Origin of the sequence: Streptomyces sp. CA-181903, from assembly GCF_050937075.1 — a bacterium.
Classification (GTDB): Bacteria; Actinomycetota; Actinomycetes; order Streptomycetales; family Streptomycetaceae; genus Streptomyces.
On the sequence record NZ_JBNJLY010000001.1, the window covers coordinates 74,213 to 90,496 of the forward strand.

General features: G+C 73.5%; 16 protein-coding genes. 6 read left to right on the plus strand and 10 right to left on the minus strand.

Features of this window, described 5'->3' with window-relative positions:
* The first annotated feature begins 25 nt into the window (after window positions 1-25).
* Window positions 26-691: a M48 family metalloprotease gene (locus ACQEVS_RS00375; protein ID WP_433013418.1), complete on the plus strand. Its 666-nt coding sequence runs from the start codon at window positions 26-28 to the stop codon at window positions 689-691.
* Between the two features lie 81 nt (window positions 692-772).
* On the opposite strand, the gene ACQEVS_RS00380 is transcribed toward ACQEVS_RS00375, so the two are convergent.
* The 3 genes from ACQEVS_RS00380 to ACQEVS_RS00390 form a co-directional block, all read right to left on the minus strand.
* Complete coding sequence (locus tag ACQEVS_RS00380) at window positions 773-1,603, minus strand: polyphosphate polymerase domain-containing protein (RefSeq protein WP_433013421.1); 831 nt, start codon at window positions 1,601-1,603, stop codon at window positions 773-775.
* Window positions 1,600-2,217: a DUF4956 domain-containing protein gene (locus ACQEVS_RS00385; RefSeq protein ID WP_433013424.1), complete on the minus strand. Its 618-nt coding sequence runs from the start codon at window positions 2,215-2,217 to the stop codon at window positions 1,600-1,602. Before ACQEVS_RS00385 ends, ACQEVS_RS00380 begins: the two co-directional genes overlap by 4 nt.
* A gap of 171 nt (window positions 2,218-2,388) precedes the next feature.
* The gene (locus tag ACQEVS_RS00390; RefSeq protein WP_433013427.1) at window positions 2,389-3,471 is read right to left on the minus strand and encodes a polyprenyl synthetase family protein; all 1,083 of its coding nucleotides are present in this window, start codon (window positions 3,469-3,471) and stop codon (window positions 2,389-2,391) included.
* 774 nt (window positions 3,472-4,245) lie between these two features.
* On the opposite strand from ACQEVS_RS00390, the gene ACQEVS_RS00395 reads away from it, so the two are divergent.
* Window positions 4,246-4,512, plus strand: coding sequence for a hypothetical protein (locus ACQEVS_RS00395; protein ID WP_433013430.1), 267 nt, complete (start codon window positions 4,246-4,248; stop codon window positions 4,510-4,512).
* 123 nt (window positions 4,513-4,635) lie between these two features.
* Window positions 4,636-4,902, plus strand: a complete 267-nt coding sequence (locus ACQEVS_RS00400) for a polyhydroxyalkanoate synthesis regulator DNA-binding domain-containing protein (RefSeq protein ID WP_433013433.1) — start codon at window positions 4,636-4,638, stop codon at window positions 4,900-4,902.
* 23 nt (window positions 4,903-4,925) lie between these two features.
* Here the strand turns inward: ACQEVS_RS00400 and ACQEVS_RS00405 are convergent, their stop codons facing one another.
* Complete coding sequence (locus tag ACQEVS_RS00405; RefSeq protein WP_433013436.1) at window positions 4,926-6,389, minus strand: ABC1 kinase family protein; 1,464 nt, start codon at window positions 6,387-6,389, stop codon at window positions 4,926-4,928.
* A 395-nt stretch (window positions 6,390-6,784) separates the two neighbouring features.
* Between ACQEVS_RS00405 and ACQEVS_RS00410 the strand changes: the two genes are divergently transcribed.
* The gene (locus ACQEVS_RS00410) at window positions 6,785-7,267 is read left to right on the plus strand and encodes a hypothetical protein (RefSeq protein WP_433013439.1); all 483 of its coding nucleotides are present in this window, start codon (window positions 6,785-6,787) and stop codon (window positions 7,265-7,267) included.
* On the opposite strand, the gene ACQEVS_RS00415 is transcribed toward ACQEVS_RS00410, so the two are convergent.
* From ACQEVS_RS00415 to ACQEVS_RS00435, 5 genes are all read right to left on the minus strand, one after another.
* On the minus strand, window positions 7,236-8,672 hold the full coding sequence (locus ACQEVS_RS00415) for a pyridoxal phosphate-dependent decarboxylase family protein (protein WP_433013442.1): 1,437 nt from the start codon (window positions 8,670-8,672) through the stop codon (window positions 7,236-7,238). The genes ACQEVS_RS00410 and ACQEVS_RS00415 overlap by 32 nt on opposite strands.
* A complete protein-coding gene (locus ACQEVS_RS00420) occupies window positions 8,639-10,081 on the minus strand; it encodes an ATP-grasp domain-containing protein (RefSeq protein ID WP_433013445.1) in 1,443 nt (480 codons plus the stop codon). Before ACQEVS_RS00420 ends, ACQEVS_RS00415 begins: the two co-directional genes overlap by 34 nt.
* Entirely contained in the window at window positions 10,066-10,341 is a 276-nt protein-coding gene (locus ACQEVS_RS00425) for a hypothetical protein (protein WP_433013448.1), read from the minus strand. The genes ACQEVS_RS00420 and ACQEVS_RS00425 overlap by 16 nt, the downstream gene beginning before the upstream one ends.
* Window positions 10,338-11,711, minus strand: coding sequence for a pyridoxal phosphate-dependent decarboxylase family protein (locus ACQEVS_RS00430; RefSeq protein WP_433013451.1), 1,374 nt, complete (start codon window positions 11,709-11,711; stop codon window positions 10,338-10,340). The genes ACQEVS_RS00425 and ACQEVS_RS00430 overlap by 4 nt, the downstream gene beginning before the upstream one ends.
* Window positions 11,712-12,114: 403 nt before the next feature.
* Complete coding sequence (locus ACQEVS_RS00435) at window positions 12,115-13,059, minus strand: beta-ketoacyl-ACP synthase III (protein WP_433013454.1); 945 nt, start codon at window positions 13,057-13,059, stop codon at window positions 12,115-12,117.
* Window positions 13,060-13,359: 300 nt separating this feature from the next.
* Between ACQEVS_RS00435 and ACQEVS_RS00440 the strand changes: the two genes are divergently transcribed.
* Window positions 13,360-13,986: a TetR/AcrR family transcriptional regulator gene (locus tag ACQEVS_RS00440; RefSeq protein WP_433013457.1), complete on the plus strand. Its 627-nt coding sequence runs from the start codon at window positions 13,360-13,362 to the stop codon at window positions 13,984-13,986.
* A gap of 155 nt (window positions 13,987-14,141) precedes the next feature.
* The gene (locus tag ACQEVS_RS00445; RefSeq protein WP_433013460.1) at window positions 14,142-15,737 is read left to right on the plus strand and encodes an alpha/beta hydrolase; all 1,596 of its coding nucleotides are present in this window, start codon (window positions 14,142-14,144) and stop codon (window positions 15,735-15,737) included.
* A gap of 33 nt (window positions 15,738-15,770) precedes the next feature.
* On the opposite strand, the gene ACQEVS_RS00450 is transcribed toward ACQEVS_RS00445, so the two are convergent.
* The gene (locus tag ACQEVS_RS00450; RefSeq protein WP_433013463.1) at window positions 15,771-16,139 is read right to left on the minus strand and encodes a DUF488 domain-containing protein; all 369 of its coding nucleotides are present in this window, start codon (window positions 16,137-16,139) and stop codon (window positions 15,771-15,773) included.
* Between the last annotated feature and the right edge of the window lie 145 nt (window positions 16,140-16,284).

The following is a 16,284-nucleotide window of genomic DNA, read 5'->3' on the forward strand; positions in this document are numbered from 1 at the left end:
GCCGTCCGACGTCCCGCAGGAGCGCGTGGCTCTCCTGGGCCATGAGCTGGGGCACTTCGCCCACGGGGACATCCGGTACGGCGTCGTCACCGGCGGGGCGCTGCGCACGCTGGCCACCTGGCAGTACACGCTGGCGCGGACTCTCGTGCGGGGTCCGATGGACCTGTTCACGAACGGCATGACGTTCCTGCCCCGCCAGGTCGTCCTGGGACTGCTCCTCGACCACCTCTCCCTGCGAGCGTCGCAGCGGGCCGAGTACCTGGCCGACGCGGATGCCGCCAGGGTCGGTTCCACGGAGGCGGCCGTCGGGCTGATGGACCGGCTGCTCCTCTTCCGTACGGTCGACTCAGAGCTGCGGCGCGTGTCGGCGGCCGCCTCGATGCGGGGCGGCCGGGGCGGGCACGAGGCGCGGGAGCAGGCCGAACGGATGCTGTGGGAGGGGCTGGCCGCGCATGTCGGCGCCGTGCCGGAACGGGAGGTGGAGCGGCTCCGTCGGGCCGGCTCGCGCCGCGGTCACAGTGTGGACAGCACCCATCCGCCGACCCACCTGCGCCGCCGCTGCCTCCTCGCGGGCCGCCCGCAGCCGGCGACGATCGCGTACGGCGATGCCCGGCTGGCGACGATCGCGGCCGAACTGGCCGCCGCGGAGGCACTGCTGGCCCGCCGGGTGGTCCGGGACCGGGCGGTCTGAGGGGCCGGACGGTTTGGGGGGGCCGGACGGTTTGAGAGGCCGGACGGTTTGGGGGCCGGGCCGGATGCCCGGCCCCCTGCCTCAGTGGGGCTCGCACGAGACCCCGAACGCCCGGCGTGCGGCGCGGCGCCACTGGTTGGCGGGCAGGCCCGGCCGCAGGGCCGCGAGGCCGCCGCAGTACTTGGTGAAGGTCGCCGGGCGCTCCCCGTAGGAGTGCAGCAGCCGGTCGGCGTCGGTGAGGTGGCCGGCCGACTTGGTCTCGACGAGGACCAGGTCCGTGTCGCAGTGCACCGTTCGCCCCGTCCTCAGATCGCCGCAGACGAGTCCGGCGTCGCAGGTGACGCGTTCGCCGTCGGCCACCAGGGTGGTGCGCAGGTAGTCCGTGGTGAGGGACGGGGTGAGCGCGGCAGGGGGTTCGATGCCGTAGGCGCGGCGCAGCGTGCCCGCGAGGAAGGAGCGGTGCGGGGCGTCGAGCGGGCCGGCGCCGTCCGTCAGGGCGCTGCGGTGTTTGACGGTGTCGCCGCGCCCTCCCTTGAGCTTGATCTCGAACTGCCGCTCCCCCGAGTCCTCGTACACCCGCTCGCGGATCTTGAAGCGGAGTCTGCGGCCCTGGCGGTGGTCGTGGAAGGAGCGGAGCCCCGGGGTGTCGTAGTAGACGGAGTGGTAGCGGAAGGCGCGGCGTCCGTCGATCGTCAGGGCGCGGAAGGGGCCGCCCGGGCGCCGGGGGTCCGTCAGCCGTTCGGCCAGGCGCAGGAAGACCTCCGTGGGCAGCAGGTAGGAGCGGTCGAAGCGGGTGAGGAGCCCGGCGCGCTCGTTGAGTTCGGCGAGGGAGACGGGGGTGGCGGCGTCGGCGGCGGTCCGGATGCCGCGGACGCTCGCGGGCTGCGCCGCCGGCCGTACGACGGCGCTCACACCGTCTCCCCGACGGGCTGGGCGCGGTGTGCGCTCGCGTTGGGGAACGCCGGCCGGGTCTCGCGGTACCGCACGTCGACGACGGTCAGGTCCCGGACGTAGTCGACGTTCACCACCGTCCAGTGCAGGGGCTTGCCCAGCCTCCGGGCGAGGTCGGCCCGCAGGGCGTCCGGGTCGCCGTGCACGGTGTCCAGGGTGACGAGGGCCCGGCGCGATCCGGCCAGCAGGCGAGGGTGGTCCGCGGCGTGGACGACGAGCAGCAGGACGGCGCTCAACGCCGCGGTCGTGAGGAGCGAGAGGTGCGGCAGCGCGTTGAGCAGGCCGAGGACCATCGCGGTGAAGTAGTAGCCGACCTCCTCCTGTTGAACGGCGTCGGAGCGCAGCCGGACCAGGGAGAGCACGCCGAACAGCCCGAGCCCCAGCGAGGTCCCGCCCCGGCCGCCGCCCGTCGCGGCGAGGACGTGGATGACGGTGAACAGGCCCGCGTTCAGCGCCAGCAGGGCCGGGACGAGGTCACGGCGCCCGTGTCGCGGGTGGTAGATGCGGAAGGTCAACAGGCAGACGGCCGCGAGGTCGAGTCCCAGATGGGCGGCGAGGTGCCGCAGTGCGTCCATGGTGGTGGTGCCCCCTGTGTGCGTTCTCGGTGTGGTGAACGGGCACCGACGATAGGCGCGATCGCGGTGAACATGTGTTCGGCTGTGGAGAAACGATGCGCCGCGCAGTTCTTCCCCTCACGGTTCTGTTGCGTCCGGCCGCGACATGACGGGGGCGGTCGGCTCCCGGGGTCAGGACGTCCGGTACACGGCCGCTTCGGCGATGGTGCGGAGGGCTCGGGAGGCGTCGTCGGGGAGGTGGGCGTGGTGTAGCGCGGTCATGGCCTGGGCGTAGCGGTCGTCGATCATTTCCTCGACCGTGCGCCTGGCGCCGGTGTCGAGGATGATCCGGCGGGCCTCGGCGCCCCCCTCTTCGGTGAGGGCGCGGTCGCCGAGGAGTTCCTTGAGCCGGGCGCGGTCGCGGGGGGCGGCCCGGTCGAGCGCGAGTGCGGTCAGGGCGGTCGCCTTCGCCTCCTTCAGGTCGTCGAGCGCGGACTTGCCGGTGCGGTGGGGGCTGCCGAAGACGCCGAGGAGGTCGTCGCGGAGCTGGAACGCCTCGCCAAGGGGCAGGGCGTAGGCCGTGCAGGCGTCCAGGAGCGGCGGTGTGGCCCCGGCGAGGGCCGCGCCGAGTTGCAGGGGGCGTTCGATGGTGTACTTCGCGGTCTTGTAGCGGATGACGGTCAGGGCGGTGGCCAGGTCGGGGGTGCGTCCGGTGGTGAGCAGGTCGAGGTATTGGCCGTACATCACCTCGGTGCGCATGGCGTTGAGGAGCGGTAAGACGACGGCGAGTCGGCGGGGGGTGGGGTGGCCTTGGTGGAGGAGTTCGTCGGACCAGACCAGGGCGAGGTCGCCCAGGAGGATGGCTCCGCAGGTGCCGAACCAGTCACGTGCGCGGGCCTCTTGGTCGCACCCCGCGTAGTGGGCGGCCAGGACGCGGTGGACGGTGGGTTTGCCGCGTCGGGTGGCGGAGCGGTCCATGACGTCGTCGTGGATGAGGGTGAAGGCGTGGAAGAGTTCGAGCGAGGCGGCCAAGTGCCAGAGTGCCGGCGGTTCCTCGGCGCCGGACGCCGTATGCCAGCCGATGACGCACAGCAGCGGCCGCAGGCGCTTGCCGCCGGCGTCGACGAGCCCGGCGAGCACGTCGCCGAACCGCTCCGCCTCCCGTTCTCCGGCGGATCGGGCCTTGGCGGTGAGGAAGCTGTCCAGTATCGCGTCGACGGTGGACTTCGCCCGGTTCAGGTCGATGCCGGGGGTGCGGTGGTCGGACGGGTTCATGGCGCGACTCCCGCGTCCGGGCCCTCGGGTGCGGCGGCCGGTCGGGTGGTGCCTGCAGTGTCGTCGTTCATCGGGAACTCCGTTCGAGGGACGTGCGGGTGCGTTCCGCTCAAGGCCCGTTGATGAAGCTGAGGTTGCCGATGCCCGTGCGCCGGTCCTTGTCGTAGGACCACCGGCCGTCCTTTGTCAGGTGGGCGCGTCCATACGCGCCGAGCAGGGCGTACGTTCCGTCCCTCCCTCCGCATGCCCACCCCCCACCAGCCCGGATCGGACCACCGGGTGCACGGTCCGCCCGGTGGGGAGCGTGGGGAAATCTGCGGCGCGCGCCTCGGGCGTGGCTGTCGTCGGCTCCCCGTGGAGCGTACGCCCCGGCTCGCGCGGCGCGCGAAGGGGCGCTCGGTCCTCGGCCGCCTTCGGTCGTACCCCGCAGCGCCGATGTCGGGCGCCGCGCGGCACCCGGCGCGCGTCCTACTCCTCCGCGCCGGAGCATTTGCGGCGCCCGGCGGCGTCGCACGGCGAGGGACACCCGCTCCACGGGGTACGGAGTGCCGCTCCGTGTGAACGCGCGCCGTTCCGGACAGCCGGTGACAGCCGGATGCTGCCGCAAGGGACGTCCCACGCCTTCACCGGACAGGCGGCTTCCGCCTATTCGTATGCTGTGGGCCCGCCGCTCGCGTTCCACTCCCGCGGCCGGCGAATCCCGGCGGACCGATCCGACGAAACACGACGAGATCCGACGAGATCCGACGAGATCCGACGAGAAAGGCCTCCCCCATGGTCAAGCGATCGCACGACCGCCGCCGCACCGGTTTCATCCGCTTCATCGGCAATGTGGTGGACGATGCCAAGGAGTTCACCGACGAGTGCCTTGACCGGATCGGAGATCTGGAACGCGACCTGCGCAGGACGGTCAGCGACAGCATCCGTTCCGAGCGGGACGCCGACGCGCGGCACGCCCCTCCCCCGCCCTCCGGCCGGGCCGCCACCGGACAGACCGGAGGCGGACGGGCGGGTTCCGGAACGGCGGGTGCCGGAACGTGACGGCCGGCCGCGGACCGACGGCAGCCCCCGGTCGCTCCCGGGGCCGCACCCATGTCTGAGGCGCGGGAGGCGCCGAGCGACGCGGATGACCCAGGGCCCGGTCGCCCCCCGTCACCGGCGCGGGTGCGCGGCCTGACGCGGCATCATGACGGCTCTCTCCATGACACCGGTCTCCACCGGCCCATCTCGCTGGGCGAGTTGGCGGACGACGTCCGCGCCGGCCGGTCCTTCCGGGCGCGGGACGCGTCCACCGGCGAGGACTGCACCTACCAGGTGCTGGCGGTCGTTCTGGCGCGTGAAACCGTCTGGCCGGGGCCCGCGGCGGAGCAGGGCGGCTTGTCCCTGCTCCAAGTGGCGGCGTCGGCCGCCGCGCGCGTGCCGCCGCCGTGACCGGGACACGAGACCCCGCGGGTTCACTTCCCTCTGGCGCCGCGAGCCAGGTACGCGGCGAGGGCGAGGGCCGCCACCCAGTAGGCGCGGGATCCGGTGTCCTTCCGTCTGCCGCACCGGCCGGACTCGCCCGCGACCCGCGCGTGGAAGGTGAGGTCCTGATCGGCGATTGAACGCAGGATTCCGCGAGTCTGTTGGAGCGCACCGGGTGCGGCGATCATGATGTCGAGGGCGGTACGCGCGGCTTGCTGTTCGGAGAGGGTCTCGCGGGCCAGGCCGAAGATGATGGCGCGCAGGTTGTCGGCGAAGACGTCGGTGACGGACAGTTCCGGGCACAGGTAGCGGATGGATCCCTCGAGGTTGGCGAAGGACTTGCCGAGCAGGGAGATGGTGGGGGTGCTGCGGATGCCCCGGTGGGTGGAGTGGGCCAGGACGGCGGTCAGGGTGACGCCGAAGTCCAGTTCGTCCAGGGAGGCGGAGGCGATCTTCGGTACGAGCCGGCTGATGTCGGAGCGGAAGCCGGCCAGGTCGGCCCAGGCCGTGGGGTGACCCATCTCCACCCAGGTCTTGGCCAGTCCGGCGCCGTCGTTGGCCGCGATGGTGAGCAGGGCCAGCACCAGGCCCCGGCTGGTGCCGCTGTCCAGCCGGCCGACCATGCCCCAGTCGATCAGGTGCGCCGGCTCGCCGGGGTGGACGAAGAGGTTGCCGGGGTGCGGGTCGGCGTGGAAGTAGCGGTCGAGGAAGTAGCCGCGGTACATGAACGCCATCAGGTCGCGCCCGATACCGGTGCGCTGGGCGAGGCTGAAGTCCTGTGGGTCGGCGTCACGGATCGACGTCCCAGGGGCCAGGGACTGCACCAGCACACGCCGGGTCGGCTCCATCAGCACCCGCGGTACGGTCAGGTGCTCGTACCCCTCGGTCAGCCGCCTCGCCTGGCGCATGTTCGAAGCCTCGACGCGGAAGTCGGTCTCCGCCTCCATGGCGTCGAAGAGCACGTCCAGCATGGCGGGTACGTCCACGACCGCCGTGAAGCGGGGCGTCGCGCGCGCCAGGACGCGGGCCGCCCTGCGCAGCAGCCGCATGTCCTCGGTCATCGTCTCCTCCGCGCCGGGCCGCTGGAGTTTGACGGCCACCGGGGTGCCGTCGGCCAGCCACGCGCGGTACACCTGGGCCAGGGACGCAGCCCCCAGCGGTGCGGAGGTGTCGAACTCACCGAACAGCTCAGGCCACTTGGGGCCCAGGTCGGCCGCCAGCATCGGCTCGAAGTCCGTGAACGGCGCGGGCGGGACCTGGTCGTGCAGCATCCCCAACTCCCGCAGCATGGCGGGTGGTACGAAGTCCGGCCGGGTCGACAGCACCTGCCCGATCTTGATGTAGAAGGGCCCGAGGTCCTGGAACGCCTCCCGCACGGCCCGTGCCCGCTCCCCCGCTTGGTCCCCGGGTTTCCCGCGGGCCCGCGCCTCCTCGGCCAGCAGCCGTCCCAGCACACGGGCTACGTACCGCGCGCGGCCACCGGACACCTTCCCCCCACCCCCGTACCCGCCGGCCGCCGGAGCGGACGCCGTGGCGCCGCCCCCGACCCGGACACGCCGCCCGCCGCCCTGTCTCCTCCGTGCCTCCAGTGCACGACACCTCACCACCGGCCGACAACCGCGCGCGACGGCGCGTGAGAGCACGGGAGCGCGCCAGGCGGCCGCCGCTGCCGTGCGCGCCCCCCATGTGGTGCGTGCTGCCGATGCTCGGTGGAACCGCGGCGCGGTCGGGCATGGATGTGCCTCAGTGTGAACGGGCCGGTTCCGCTCCCGGAAGCGGCCGGGGCGAGCGAGGAGGGTGTGTCATGCGCCGGGTGAGGTCGTGGGCGATGAGGTGCGGGAGTGCGGCCTTGGCCGTGGGGGTGACGGTGGCCGTGCCGTGCGCGGCGGAGGCGCGCGAGTCGAGAGCGGCCGTCAGCTGCGTCGGGACCAACACCGTCGGGTTCTCCCCGGGACTCGGCCTCCAGGCGAGAAGGACCCGGATCTCCGGGACCGGCGCCTACACCTGTACCTCCGCCGACCCGGGGTTCGCCTCCGCCACGTCCGTGATCAGCGGCGGCGGCGTGAACGGATGCTTCGCCTCCGAGGCCACCACGGTGGAGAAGATCACCTGGAGGAACGGGGAGAAGAGCGTGGTGCTCTACCCCATGGGGACGGTCGAGCAGGTTGCCGGGCAGGCGGTCGTGCTGGTCATCGGCAAGGTGGTCTCGGGCGCGTTCCGTGGGCGGACCGTCGCCTCTCCCGGCGCCCAGCTCACGCTCGACGTGCCCTCGTGTGCCTCGGACCGGGGGGTGCGGGAGATCACCGGTCCGTCGGCGCTGACGATTTTCTGAGCCCGCCCGTCGATCGGCGGCCGTGGCGGACCACCTGGTGGAGCACGTACGCGACATCGTCCCGGGTGCTGCCGGGGTTGATGGTGCACATGCGCAGCACCGTGGCTCCGTGCACCCGGGTGGTGAGGAGCAGCGCCTCGCCTTCCGCGCACACCGCCCGGCTGATGTGCTCCTGCGCGGCGTCGGCGTCCCAGCCGGGCGGAGCGTCGGCCGGGTGGTAGCGGAAGGTGAGGACGGCGAGACTGGCCGGGGTGACCAGCGCCAGCTCGGACCGGTCCGCGATCAGGGCCGCCGCGTGCTCGGCCAGGTCCATGCCGTGTTCGATCGCCTGCCGGAAGGCTTCCGCGCCGAAGGTCTTCAACGACAGCCACAGCTTCAGGGCCCGGAGGCCGCGGCTCTGCTGGGGGCCGTGGTCGGAGAGGTTCACCTCGTCGCCCCGGGGGTCGGTGGGGGCCAGGTAGCCGTTGTCCAGGGCGTGGTGCGCCAGGTCGAAGGTGGCACGCAGCAGTTCCGGGCGGCGCAGCAGGACGCATCCGATCTCGTACGGCTGGAAGAGCCATTTGTGCGGGTCGACGGTGAGGGAGTCGGCGCGGCGCAGTCCCGCGCGCAGCCCGTGGCCGCGGGCGGTGGCGGCCGCCGCCGCGCCGTGGGCGCCGTCGACGTGGAGCCAGAGTCCTTCCCGGTCGCAGAGGTCGGCGAGGTCGTCGAGGGGGTCGACGGTTCCGGTGCCGGTGGTGCCGAGGGTGGCGATGACGGCGAAGGGGCGCAGGCCGGCGGCGCGGTCGTCGGTGACGCGCCGCGCGACCGCGGCCGGGTCGAGGCGCAGTGCGCGGTCGGCCGGTACGACGGAGAGGTGCGCTCGGGGGAGGCCCAGGAGGTGCGCGGCGCGTGCGATGGAGGGGTGGGCCTGGGTGGAGCAGTAGAGGCGGGCGTGGGAGTGGTCGTCGCCGAGGTGGTGGTCGCGGGCGACGGCCAGGGCGGTGAGGTTGGCGACGGATCCGCCGCTGACGAACAGGCCGCCGGCTTCCTCGGGCAGGCCCAGCAGTGCCTTGAGCCAGCCGAGCGTGGTGAGTTCGAGCTGGGTGGGCCCGGCGCCGACCATCCATGCTCCGGGTACGGAGAGGTGGGCGGAGGCGAGGGCGTCGGCGAGTACGGCCGGGAAGTTGCCGGTGGAGGGGGTGAAGGCGAAGCTCCGGGGGTGGTCCAGGCGGGTGGCTTGGCCGAGGGCGTCGCGGGTGACGTGTTCGAGGAGGGGGCGCAGGTCGTCCGTGCCGGTCTCGGGCAGGGGTTCGTCCAGGGCGGCCCGTAGGTCGTCGGGGGACGGGACGCGCAGGGGCGGGTGCGTACGGGAGTCGGTGAACCGCTCGATGATCAGGTCGAGCGCGTGCAGCCCCGCGGTGCGCATCGCGTCCTCGGGGAGCCGGAGCAGGGGCGTCGTCGCGCCTCTTCCCCCTCCCCCGCCCCTCCTGAACGCGACCGTTCGTGAAAGGCATCGATCCACTTCCGTGCCTCCGGGTGGAGGCGGGGCCGGGGTTCGAGGGGCCCGACGGGGTGCCGGAACTGGAGCAGGGCCAGTTCCTGACCGGCCGTGACGGGTCCGGGGCGGGCGACGGCCCAGTACAGGGCCTCGTCGTCGCGGAGTTCGGCCAGGTCCGTAGGCGCGGTGAGCGGGCCTGTCACCGCTCGGCCGGCAAGCCGGTAGCGCCCGGCGGGGGCGAGGCCGTGCACGGTGGTGTCGCCGGCGGCGTGGACGACGAGCTGGCTCGGGCGAGGCTCCCCCGGCGGCAGCTTCCTCGCCACGGGCGGCGGCAGCGCGGGCAGGAGGAAGGAGAGGATGTGCAGCCCGAGGGTGGGCAGGAGTCCCGCCGCGCGTTCGGCGGTCTGGACGAGGGAGACGACGGTCTGGAAGCGGGGATTGACCTCGACAGCCAGGAGCCGTCCGTCGTCCTCGACGAGGTCGAGGCCGAAGACACCGAGGAAGCCGCGGCCGCGCAGCACCTCGCCCACGCGCCGCGCCGCCTCGCGGGCCTGTCCGTACAGCCCGTCCGGCAGGTCGCAGGGGTGCACGAGTTGGTTGCCACAGTGCGTACCCCAGGAGGCGGCGAGCTCGGGCAGCCCCACCAGTTGGTGGGAGACGGCCGAGACCACCGTCCTGTCGGGTCCCGCGCAGGCCGTGACGGTCAGGGAGATCCCGGGAGCCCGGCGGCTGAGCCGGACCGGCTCGTCCGGCCAGTCGGCGAGGCGGCGGCCGAGTTCGGCCGGGGAGGCGAGCGGGACGGTGCCGCGTCCGATCAGGTTGTTCTCCCTGCGCTGGGCCACGGCCCCGGGCCAGTCGGCTCGCCAGTACGCCTGCGCCGGTGCACGCCCGGTCGCGGGGACGATCACACACGGCGGAATGGCCACTCCCGCTTCCTCGAACAGCTCCAGCACACTGATCTTGTCCGCCGCCCAGGCGGTCACCCCGGCGTCCGGTGCGAGCAGCCGGTAGCCGTGGGTACGGGCCCAGGTACGGGCGTTGGGGCCGTGCTCGGGCGCGAACGAGACGCACACGCGTCGACGGCCGGGCGTACCCCGCCGGCTCGCGGGCGGCGGCGCGGGCAACGGCCGCAACGCGGACACCGGTTCGTGCCGCAGCCAGGCCGGTGCCGGGCCGAACGACGCGCTGACGAACGGGCAGTGGTCCAGCCAGACGACCTCGTCGAGCAGGTCGTGCAGCAGCCTCCGGCCGGTGTCGGCGTCGATCCCCTCGATGTCTCCGGCGTCCTCGTCGCCGGGCCCGCCGTCGTCGGCGCGAGCGTTCAGTCCGTGTCGCACGGTGCTCCCTCCCGGGACGGGGCCTGGGAGAAGTGGGCACGCGGGAGCGACGCCCCGCCGGGCACGCAGCGCTCGCACACGTCACTGTGCTGACGGCGGTTGCCCCGTTGCGCCGTGCGGAGCGTGGTGCGCACGTCCTCGTCGAGGACGGTGTGCGGCAGGTCGCCGAGGAGGTGCGCCCGGAGGCGGTCGGTGCCGGGCGGTGCCGGTTCGCGGAGGATGCCGAGGTACCGGTCGTAGTCGTTCTCGCGGGCGCTCACTCCGCCGACTTCGCGAGGTCCGCGACGCGGTGGTGCAGGCGGTCCAGGTACGGCTCGCTCTCCGGTTTCATCAGGACGCTGCGCAGGATGTGCGTGTCCTCGGCGTCGCGTACGACGTGCGGGTGCCGGCGGGCGAAGGCGTCCGCGTCGACCCGCGCGACGCTGAGGAAGACCGGGTTCTCCTTGGCGTCCATGCCGCGCCGCATCACCTCTCGCGACGCGGCGCCGACCCGGGACAGAGCCGCGGGCTCGGTGCGCGGGAAGTACGTCATGATGTCGAGCTCGGGGCGCTGGTAGAGCTCCAAGTGGGGTGTGCCGCCGATCAGTTCGGTCCATCGGAGGGCCGCCCGGCGCCCTGCGGCGAGCACCCCGCCCATCCCCTGCCGTGTGAGGGGCAGCAGCCGGAGGGTCAGCCACAGGGCGGCCGCGGCGGCCCCGGACCGCGAGCACTCCAGGCTGATCTCGCCCAGGTGCGGCCGGGCGGAGGTGAAGTAGGTGTAGGGAGAGTCGTGCCGGTAGAAGCGGGCCACCGCGGGGTCGGCGAAGAGCACCGCGCCGCAGCCGTAGGGCTGGAGGCCGTGCTTGTGCGGGTCGATCACCACCGAGTCGCTCCGGCCGACGGCCCGCAGCGCGTCGGCGGTGTCCGCGTCCATGAGCGGGTCGTCGGCGAGCAGCGTGAAGAACCCGCCGTAGGCGGCGTCCACATGGACGCGGGCGCCGTACCGCCGCGCCAGGGGCACGATGCGGTGCACGGGGTCGACCGCGCCAAGCGCCGTGGTGCCGGCGGTGACCACGACCGTGCCCACGTCCCCCGAGGCGAGCAGCCGCTCCAGCGCCGCCACGTCCATCCGTCCCCCGCCGTCGGCCGGCACGGTGCGCACCGGCACGCCCAGCAGGTGGCACATCCGCGCGTGCGTGTAGTGGGCCTCGGCGCCGACCGCTATGGAACGCCCGGGACGGCTCTCCCGCGCGACGAACAGCGCCTCCAGGTTCGCGAGGGTGCCACTGCTGGTGAGATGCCCGAAAAAGGTCTCGGACAGGCCCAGCATGGAGGCCAGTTGGGCGACGGCCTCCTCCTCCATGGCGGAGGTGGCCGGGCCGCCGTCCAGTGCGTGGTTGTTGGAGTTGACGAGCATCGCGGCGAGGTACCCGGCGACGGCGGCCGGGTGCGGGGGTTTGAGCATCTGTCCCGCGTAGCAGGGGTGGAAGAACGGGTAACTGCCGCGCAGTCTGCCGGTCAGTTCGGCGAACGCCTCGGCGCATGCGTCCTCCGTAACCTCCATGGCCGGGTGGGCCGCGTACTCCTCATACGACCGGGTCCACGCCTCGAACGCCTCGACCCCGTACGCCAGCCACCGCTTCAGCTCCATGCCCGCCCCCCAGCGCCACAGTCCGATTGGACAACTGTAGCCACGGCCTCTCCAGACGCGCGGTTCTCGTCCGAGGTCTCACCCGAACGAGGAAGCGCATCTCGGGCATTTGTGCGCCGTGCCGGGTTTTTGCGCGCCGTAGCGCACTCCCCGGGACCCCGGCCGATGGCCGTGCGCCGTGTTGTTCCGGGACGTCCGGGGCCGCTTGCCGACAGCGGCCGGCCGCCGCCCGATGCGGGTGGGGCGGCGGAGTACGGACGCGCCCTACGGTTGCGGGAGGGAGCGGTGCCGTTCCAGAGGCGTACGTGGAGAGTTGTGGCGATGCGCGGACGGACCTGCGGGTGCCGCCCTCCGACTCAGGGCGGCCCGGTCATCCCGCTCAGGGGCAGCCCGGCCGTCCCGCTCAGGGACAGGTGACGACCTGGCCCGCCCAGGACATCCCGCCGCCGAAGGCCATCAGCAGGACGGGGCCGCCGGTGAGGAGTTCGCCGCGTTCGGTCAGTTTGGCGAGGGCGAGCGGGACGGACGCGGCGGAGGTGTTGCCGGATTCGACGACGTCCTGGGCGACCACCACGTGCTCGGGCAGGTCGAGTTGGCGGGCGACGGACTCGATGATGCGCAGGTTGGCCTGGTGGGTGACCAGGCCCGCGAGGTCGGACGGGGTGAGACCGGCGCGGCGGCACGCTTCACGGATGAGACCCGGGAGTTCGGCGGTGACCCAGCGGAAGACGGTCTGGCCCTCCTGGGCGAAGCGCGGGTGCCAGTCGCCGGCGAGCCGGACGGCGTCGGCGCGCGTCGGGTCGGAGCCCCAGACGACCGGGCCTATCCCCTCGTGGTCGGCGGCGCTGACGACGGCCGCTCCCGCGCCGTCGCCGAGCAGGACGCAGGTGCTGCGGTCGGTCCAGTCGGTGACGTCGGACATCTTCTCCGCGCCGATGACCAGGGCGTGGCGGGCGGCGCCTGCGCGGACGGAGTGGTCGGCGGTGGCGAGTGCGGTGCAGAAGCCGGCGCAGCCGTTGTTGAGGTCGTACGCGACGGCCGAGGGGATGCCGAGACGTCCGGCGACCTGGGCGGCGGTCGAGGGGCAGCGGTCGACGGCCGAGCAGGTCGCCACCGTGACCAGGCCGATGTCGGAGGGCGCCAGTCCGGCCGCGGCGAGGGCCTTGGCCGCCGCGGCGGTCGCCATGTCGGCGACCGACTCCGTCTCGGCGGCGATCCGCCGGGTGGCGATGCCGGTGCGGCGGCGGATCCACTCGTCGCTGGTGTCGACCATGCCCGCCAGGTCGTCGTTGGTCAGGACGCGAGACGGCTGGTAGTGGCCCAGGGCGGCGATACGGGATCCCGGCACGGTCGTTCTCCTTGTTTCGGTGCGACGTATTCAGTGCGGCGTATTCGGTATGGCGTATTCGGTTATTCGGTACGGCGTATTCGGTGCGCCGCATCTGAGGCGCCGTATTCGGAGCGCCGCATGCGCTGCGGCCCACCCTCTGCGGCCCATGCGCTGCGGCTCATCCGGTGCGGCCCATCCGGTGCGGCTCAGGGAAAGGCGGCGCACCCCAAGGACCGGCCGAGGAAGGCACCGCCACGCCGGAATATAGCAACCGACCGGTCGGAAGCTAAAGGTCGGCCGGGTGACTAGGATGGCCGGATGAGCCCACGGAAGTCCGCCGCCGAAGCCCGCTCCACCCGCCGGCGCATCATCGACCGCGGCATAGCGATCGCCTCGGTGGAGGGGCTGGAGGGGCTGACCATCGGGCGGCTCGCCACCGACCTGGGCATGAGCAAGGCCGGCATCCTGGGCCACTTCGGCACCAAGGAGACCCTCCAGCTCGCCGTTCTGGAGGGCGCCTCCGCGGTCTTCGTCCACGCCGTCTGGCACCCCGCCGAGGACGCCGCGCCGGGCCTGCCGCGGCTGCGCGCGGTGTGCGAGGCGTGGATCGGTTACCTGGAGCATGAACGCGTCGTCTTCCCCGGTGGGTGCCTCTTCACCACCGCCTCGGTGGAGTTCGACGCCCGGGGCGGCCGGGTGCGCGACGCGGTGGTCCGTCTCAGCCGCGTCTGGCGCCGCCGCCTCGCGGCCGAGGTCCGCCACGCGGTCGCGGCCGGCGACCTGCCCGCCGGCACCGACCCCGAGCAGGTGACGTACGAACTCGTCGGCTGCTACCTGGCGCTCAACCAGGAACTCCAGCTCCTCGCCGACCCGGAGGCCCCGGCCCGCACCCGCCGCGCCCTGGACCGGCTGCTGGCACCGGGCGCTCCGGGCCGCCCCCGGTGACACGCGGGACCGGGAGCCACTCGGCGACAGGCCGTCAGGCCGCCGATGCGGGTGCCTGTACCACCCTCGAATCGGATGCCAAGTGGATGGAGCGGGACCACTCCCCGGCACGAAGATCGGTGCCGACACCGGAGTGAGACCGTTGGGAGGGTCCGATGACGAAGGCGTGGGGCGGGCGAAGGGGGCCGCGGGCGCGGCGGAGGGGCGCGGGCGCGCTGGCCGGAATGGCGGCGGCGGTCATGGCCCTCGCGGCGCTGCCGGCCGGCGTCGCGCGGGCCGGCACCGCCGCGGAGGACGCGCGGGTGCCCGTACGGTACGCGCAGCAGCGGCTGGACTGGCAGCCCTGCGGGAGCGGCTCGGTGCTGGAGTGCGCGGCGATGACCGTCCCCCGCGACTGGCACCGGCCGGACGCCGGCCCCGATCTGACCGTGGCGGTCTCCCGCCACCGCGCGAGCGGCCCCGGCGGACGGCGCGGGGTGCTGGTGATGGCCGCGGGCGGGCCGGGCGGATCGGGGCTCGGGCGTCCCGCGAGCCTCGTCGAGGACAAGCCCGAACTGGCCGCCGCGTACGACGTGGTGAGCTTCGACCAGCGGGGCGTCGGCCGCAGCACGCGTCCGGTGTGCCAGACGGAGGAGGAGTTCCGGGAGTTCTTCGCCCATGACTTCCGGGACCGCTCCCCCGCCGGCGTCCGGGGCGTGCTGGAACGTTCGCGCGCGATGGCGCGCGACTGCGAGGCACGCAGCGGCGGGCTGCTGCCGTACCTGACCACCGAGCAGACCGTCCGGGACGTGGACCTGTTCCGTTCGCTGCTCGGCGTGGACCGGATCTCGTACTACGGACCCTCCTACGCCACCATGATCGGCGCCTACTACGCGACGCTGTTCCCGCGGCGCGTGGAGCGGATGGTGCTGGACAGCAACGTCGGCTGGGCGGGCTCGTGGGAGGAGTTCGAGCGGGGGCAGCCCGGAAGCTTCCAGCGCCGGTTCGAGCGGGACTTCCTGCCGTGGCTGGCGAAGTACGACGCCGTCTACCACTACGGGCGGACGGCCGGGGAGGTCAAGGCCAGGTGGGAGGCGCGCCGGCGGGCGCTGGCCGAGCACCCGGTGACCGCCGGCTCGACCGTCATCGGCCCGAACCAGCTGGACAACGGCACGATCCAGGCCATGTACAACGCGAAGGAGGGCTTCCCCGCGCTGGCGGCGGCGCTGCACACGCTCGACCGCGGGGACGAGGTGGACCCGGGCGAACGGCAGTTGCTGGAGAAGGTCTTCGGCTCCTACCTCAGCCCGGCCTTCCTGGCCGAGTTCTCCGCCGTGACCTGTGGCGACACCGCCTGGAACCGTGACATCGGCACCTGGGTGAGGCGCGGCGCGCGGGACACCGCGGCGCTGCCGCTCGTGGGGGCCCGCGAGCTGGCCTTCTCATCGGTGTGCGCGTACTGGCCGGCGCAGGCCGCGCCGAAGGTGAAGGTCACGGGCGCGGGACTGCCGACGACGCTGATGGTCGACTCCGTGCGCGACCCCGCCACGTACTACGAGGCCGCGCTCAAGGACCACCGGGCTCTGCGCGGCTCCCGTCTGGTCACCGTCACGGGCGGCGGCGACCACGGCCAGTACCGCAACGGCAACGCGTGCGTCGACGCCATCGTCACCGATTACCTGCTGACGGGCCGGGCGCCCGAACGCGACACGACGTGCGCGGCCGGCCCGCTCCCCGTCCCCGCCGGGGCGGGGGCACGGCCGGCCTCATAGCGCCGCTGGTGCCCTTGTCGCCCTGGTTGTCCTTCACCCGCCGAGATGCCCGCGCAGCACCTCCGTATGGCTGTGGGCGGGGTCCTTGGCCGCGGTCAGGAGGGTGACGGGGCCTTCGGCCGCGAGGGCGCGCAGGCGGTCGAGGGCCTCGGCCGCCTCGGGCGCGGCGAGTTCGGCCTCGTAGCGGCGGCGGAACTCGTCGAACGTGCCGTCGGGGCCGTGGAACCACCGGCGCAGCTCGGTGGAGGGCGTGAGCTCCTTGGGCCACCGGTCGACGTGCGCGTCCTCTTTGGCGAGGCCGCGCGGCCAGAGGCGGTCGACCAGGACCCGGGTGCCGTCGGCGGGCTCGGGAGGGTCGTAGACGCGTCGCACGCGGACGCGGGATGCGGGTTTCCGGCTCATGGAGGCTTCTGCCCTTCCGTCACGGTGGTGCCGTGTGCCACGGCTGCCGCAAGCCACCTTTCCGGAATCCGCCCGGCCGGCCGCGTCGCCACGGCGCGGACCGCGGGAGCGAATCCCGGCTGTGGCCGGCGCGTGAAGCAGAGAG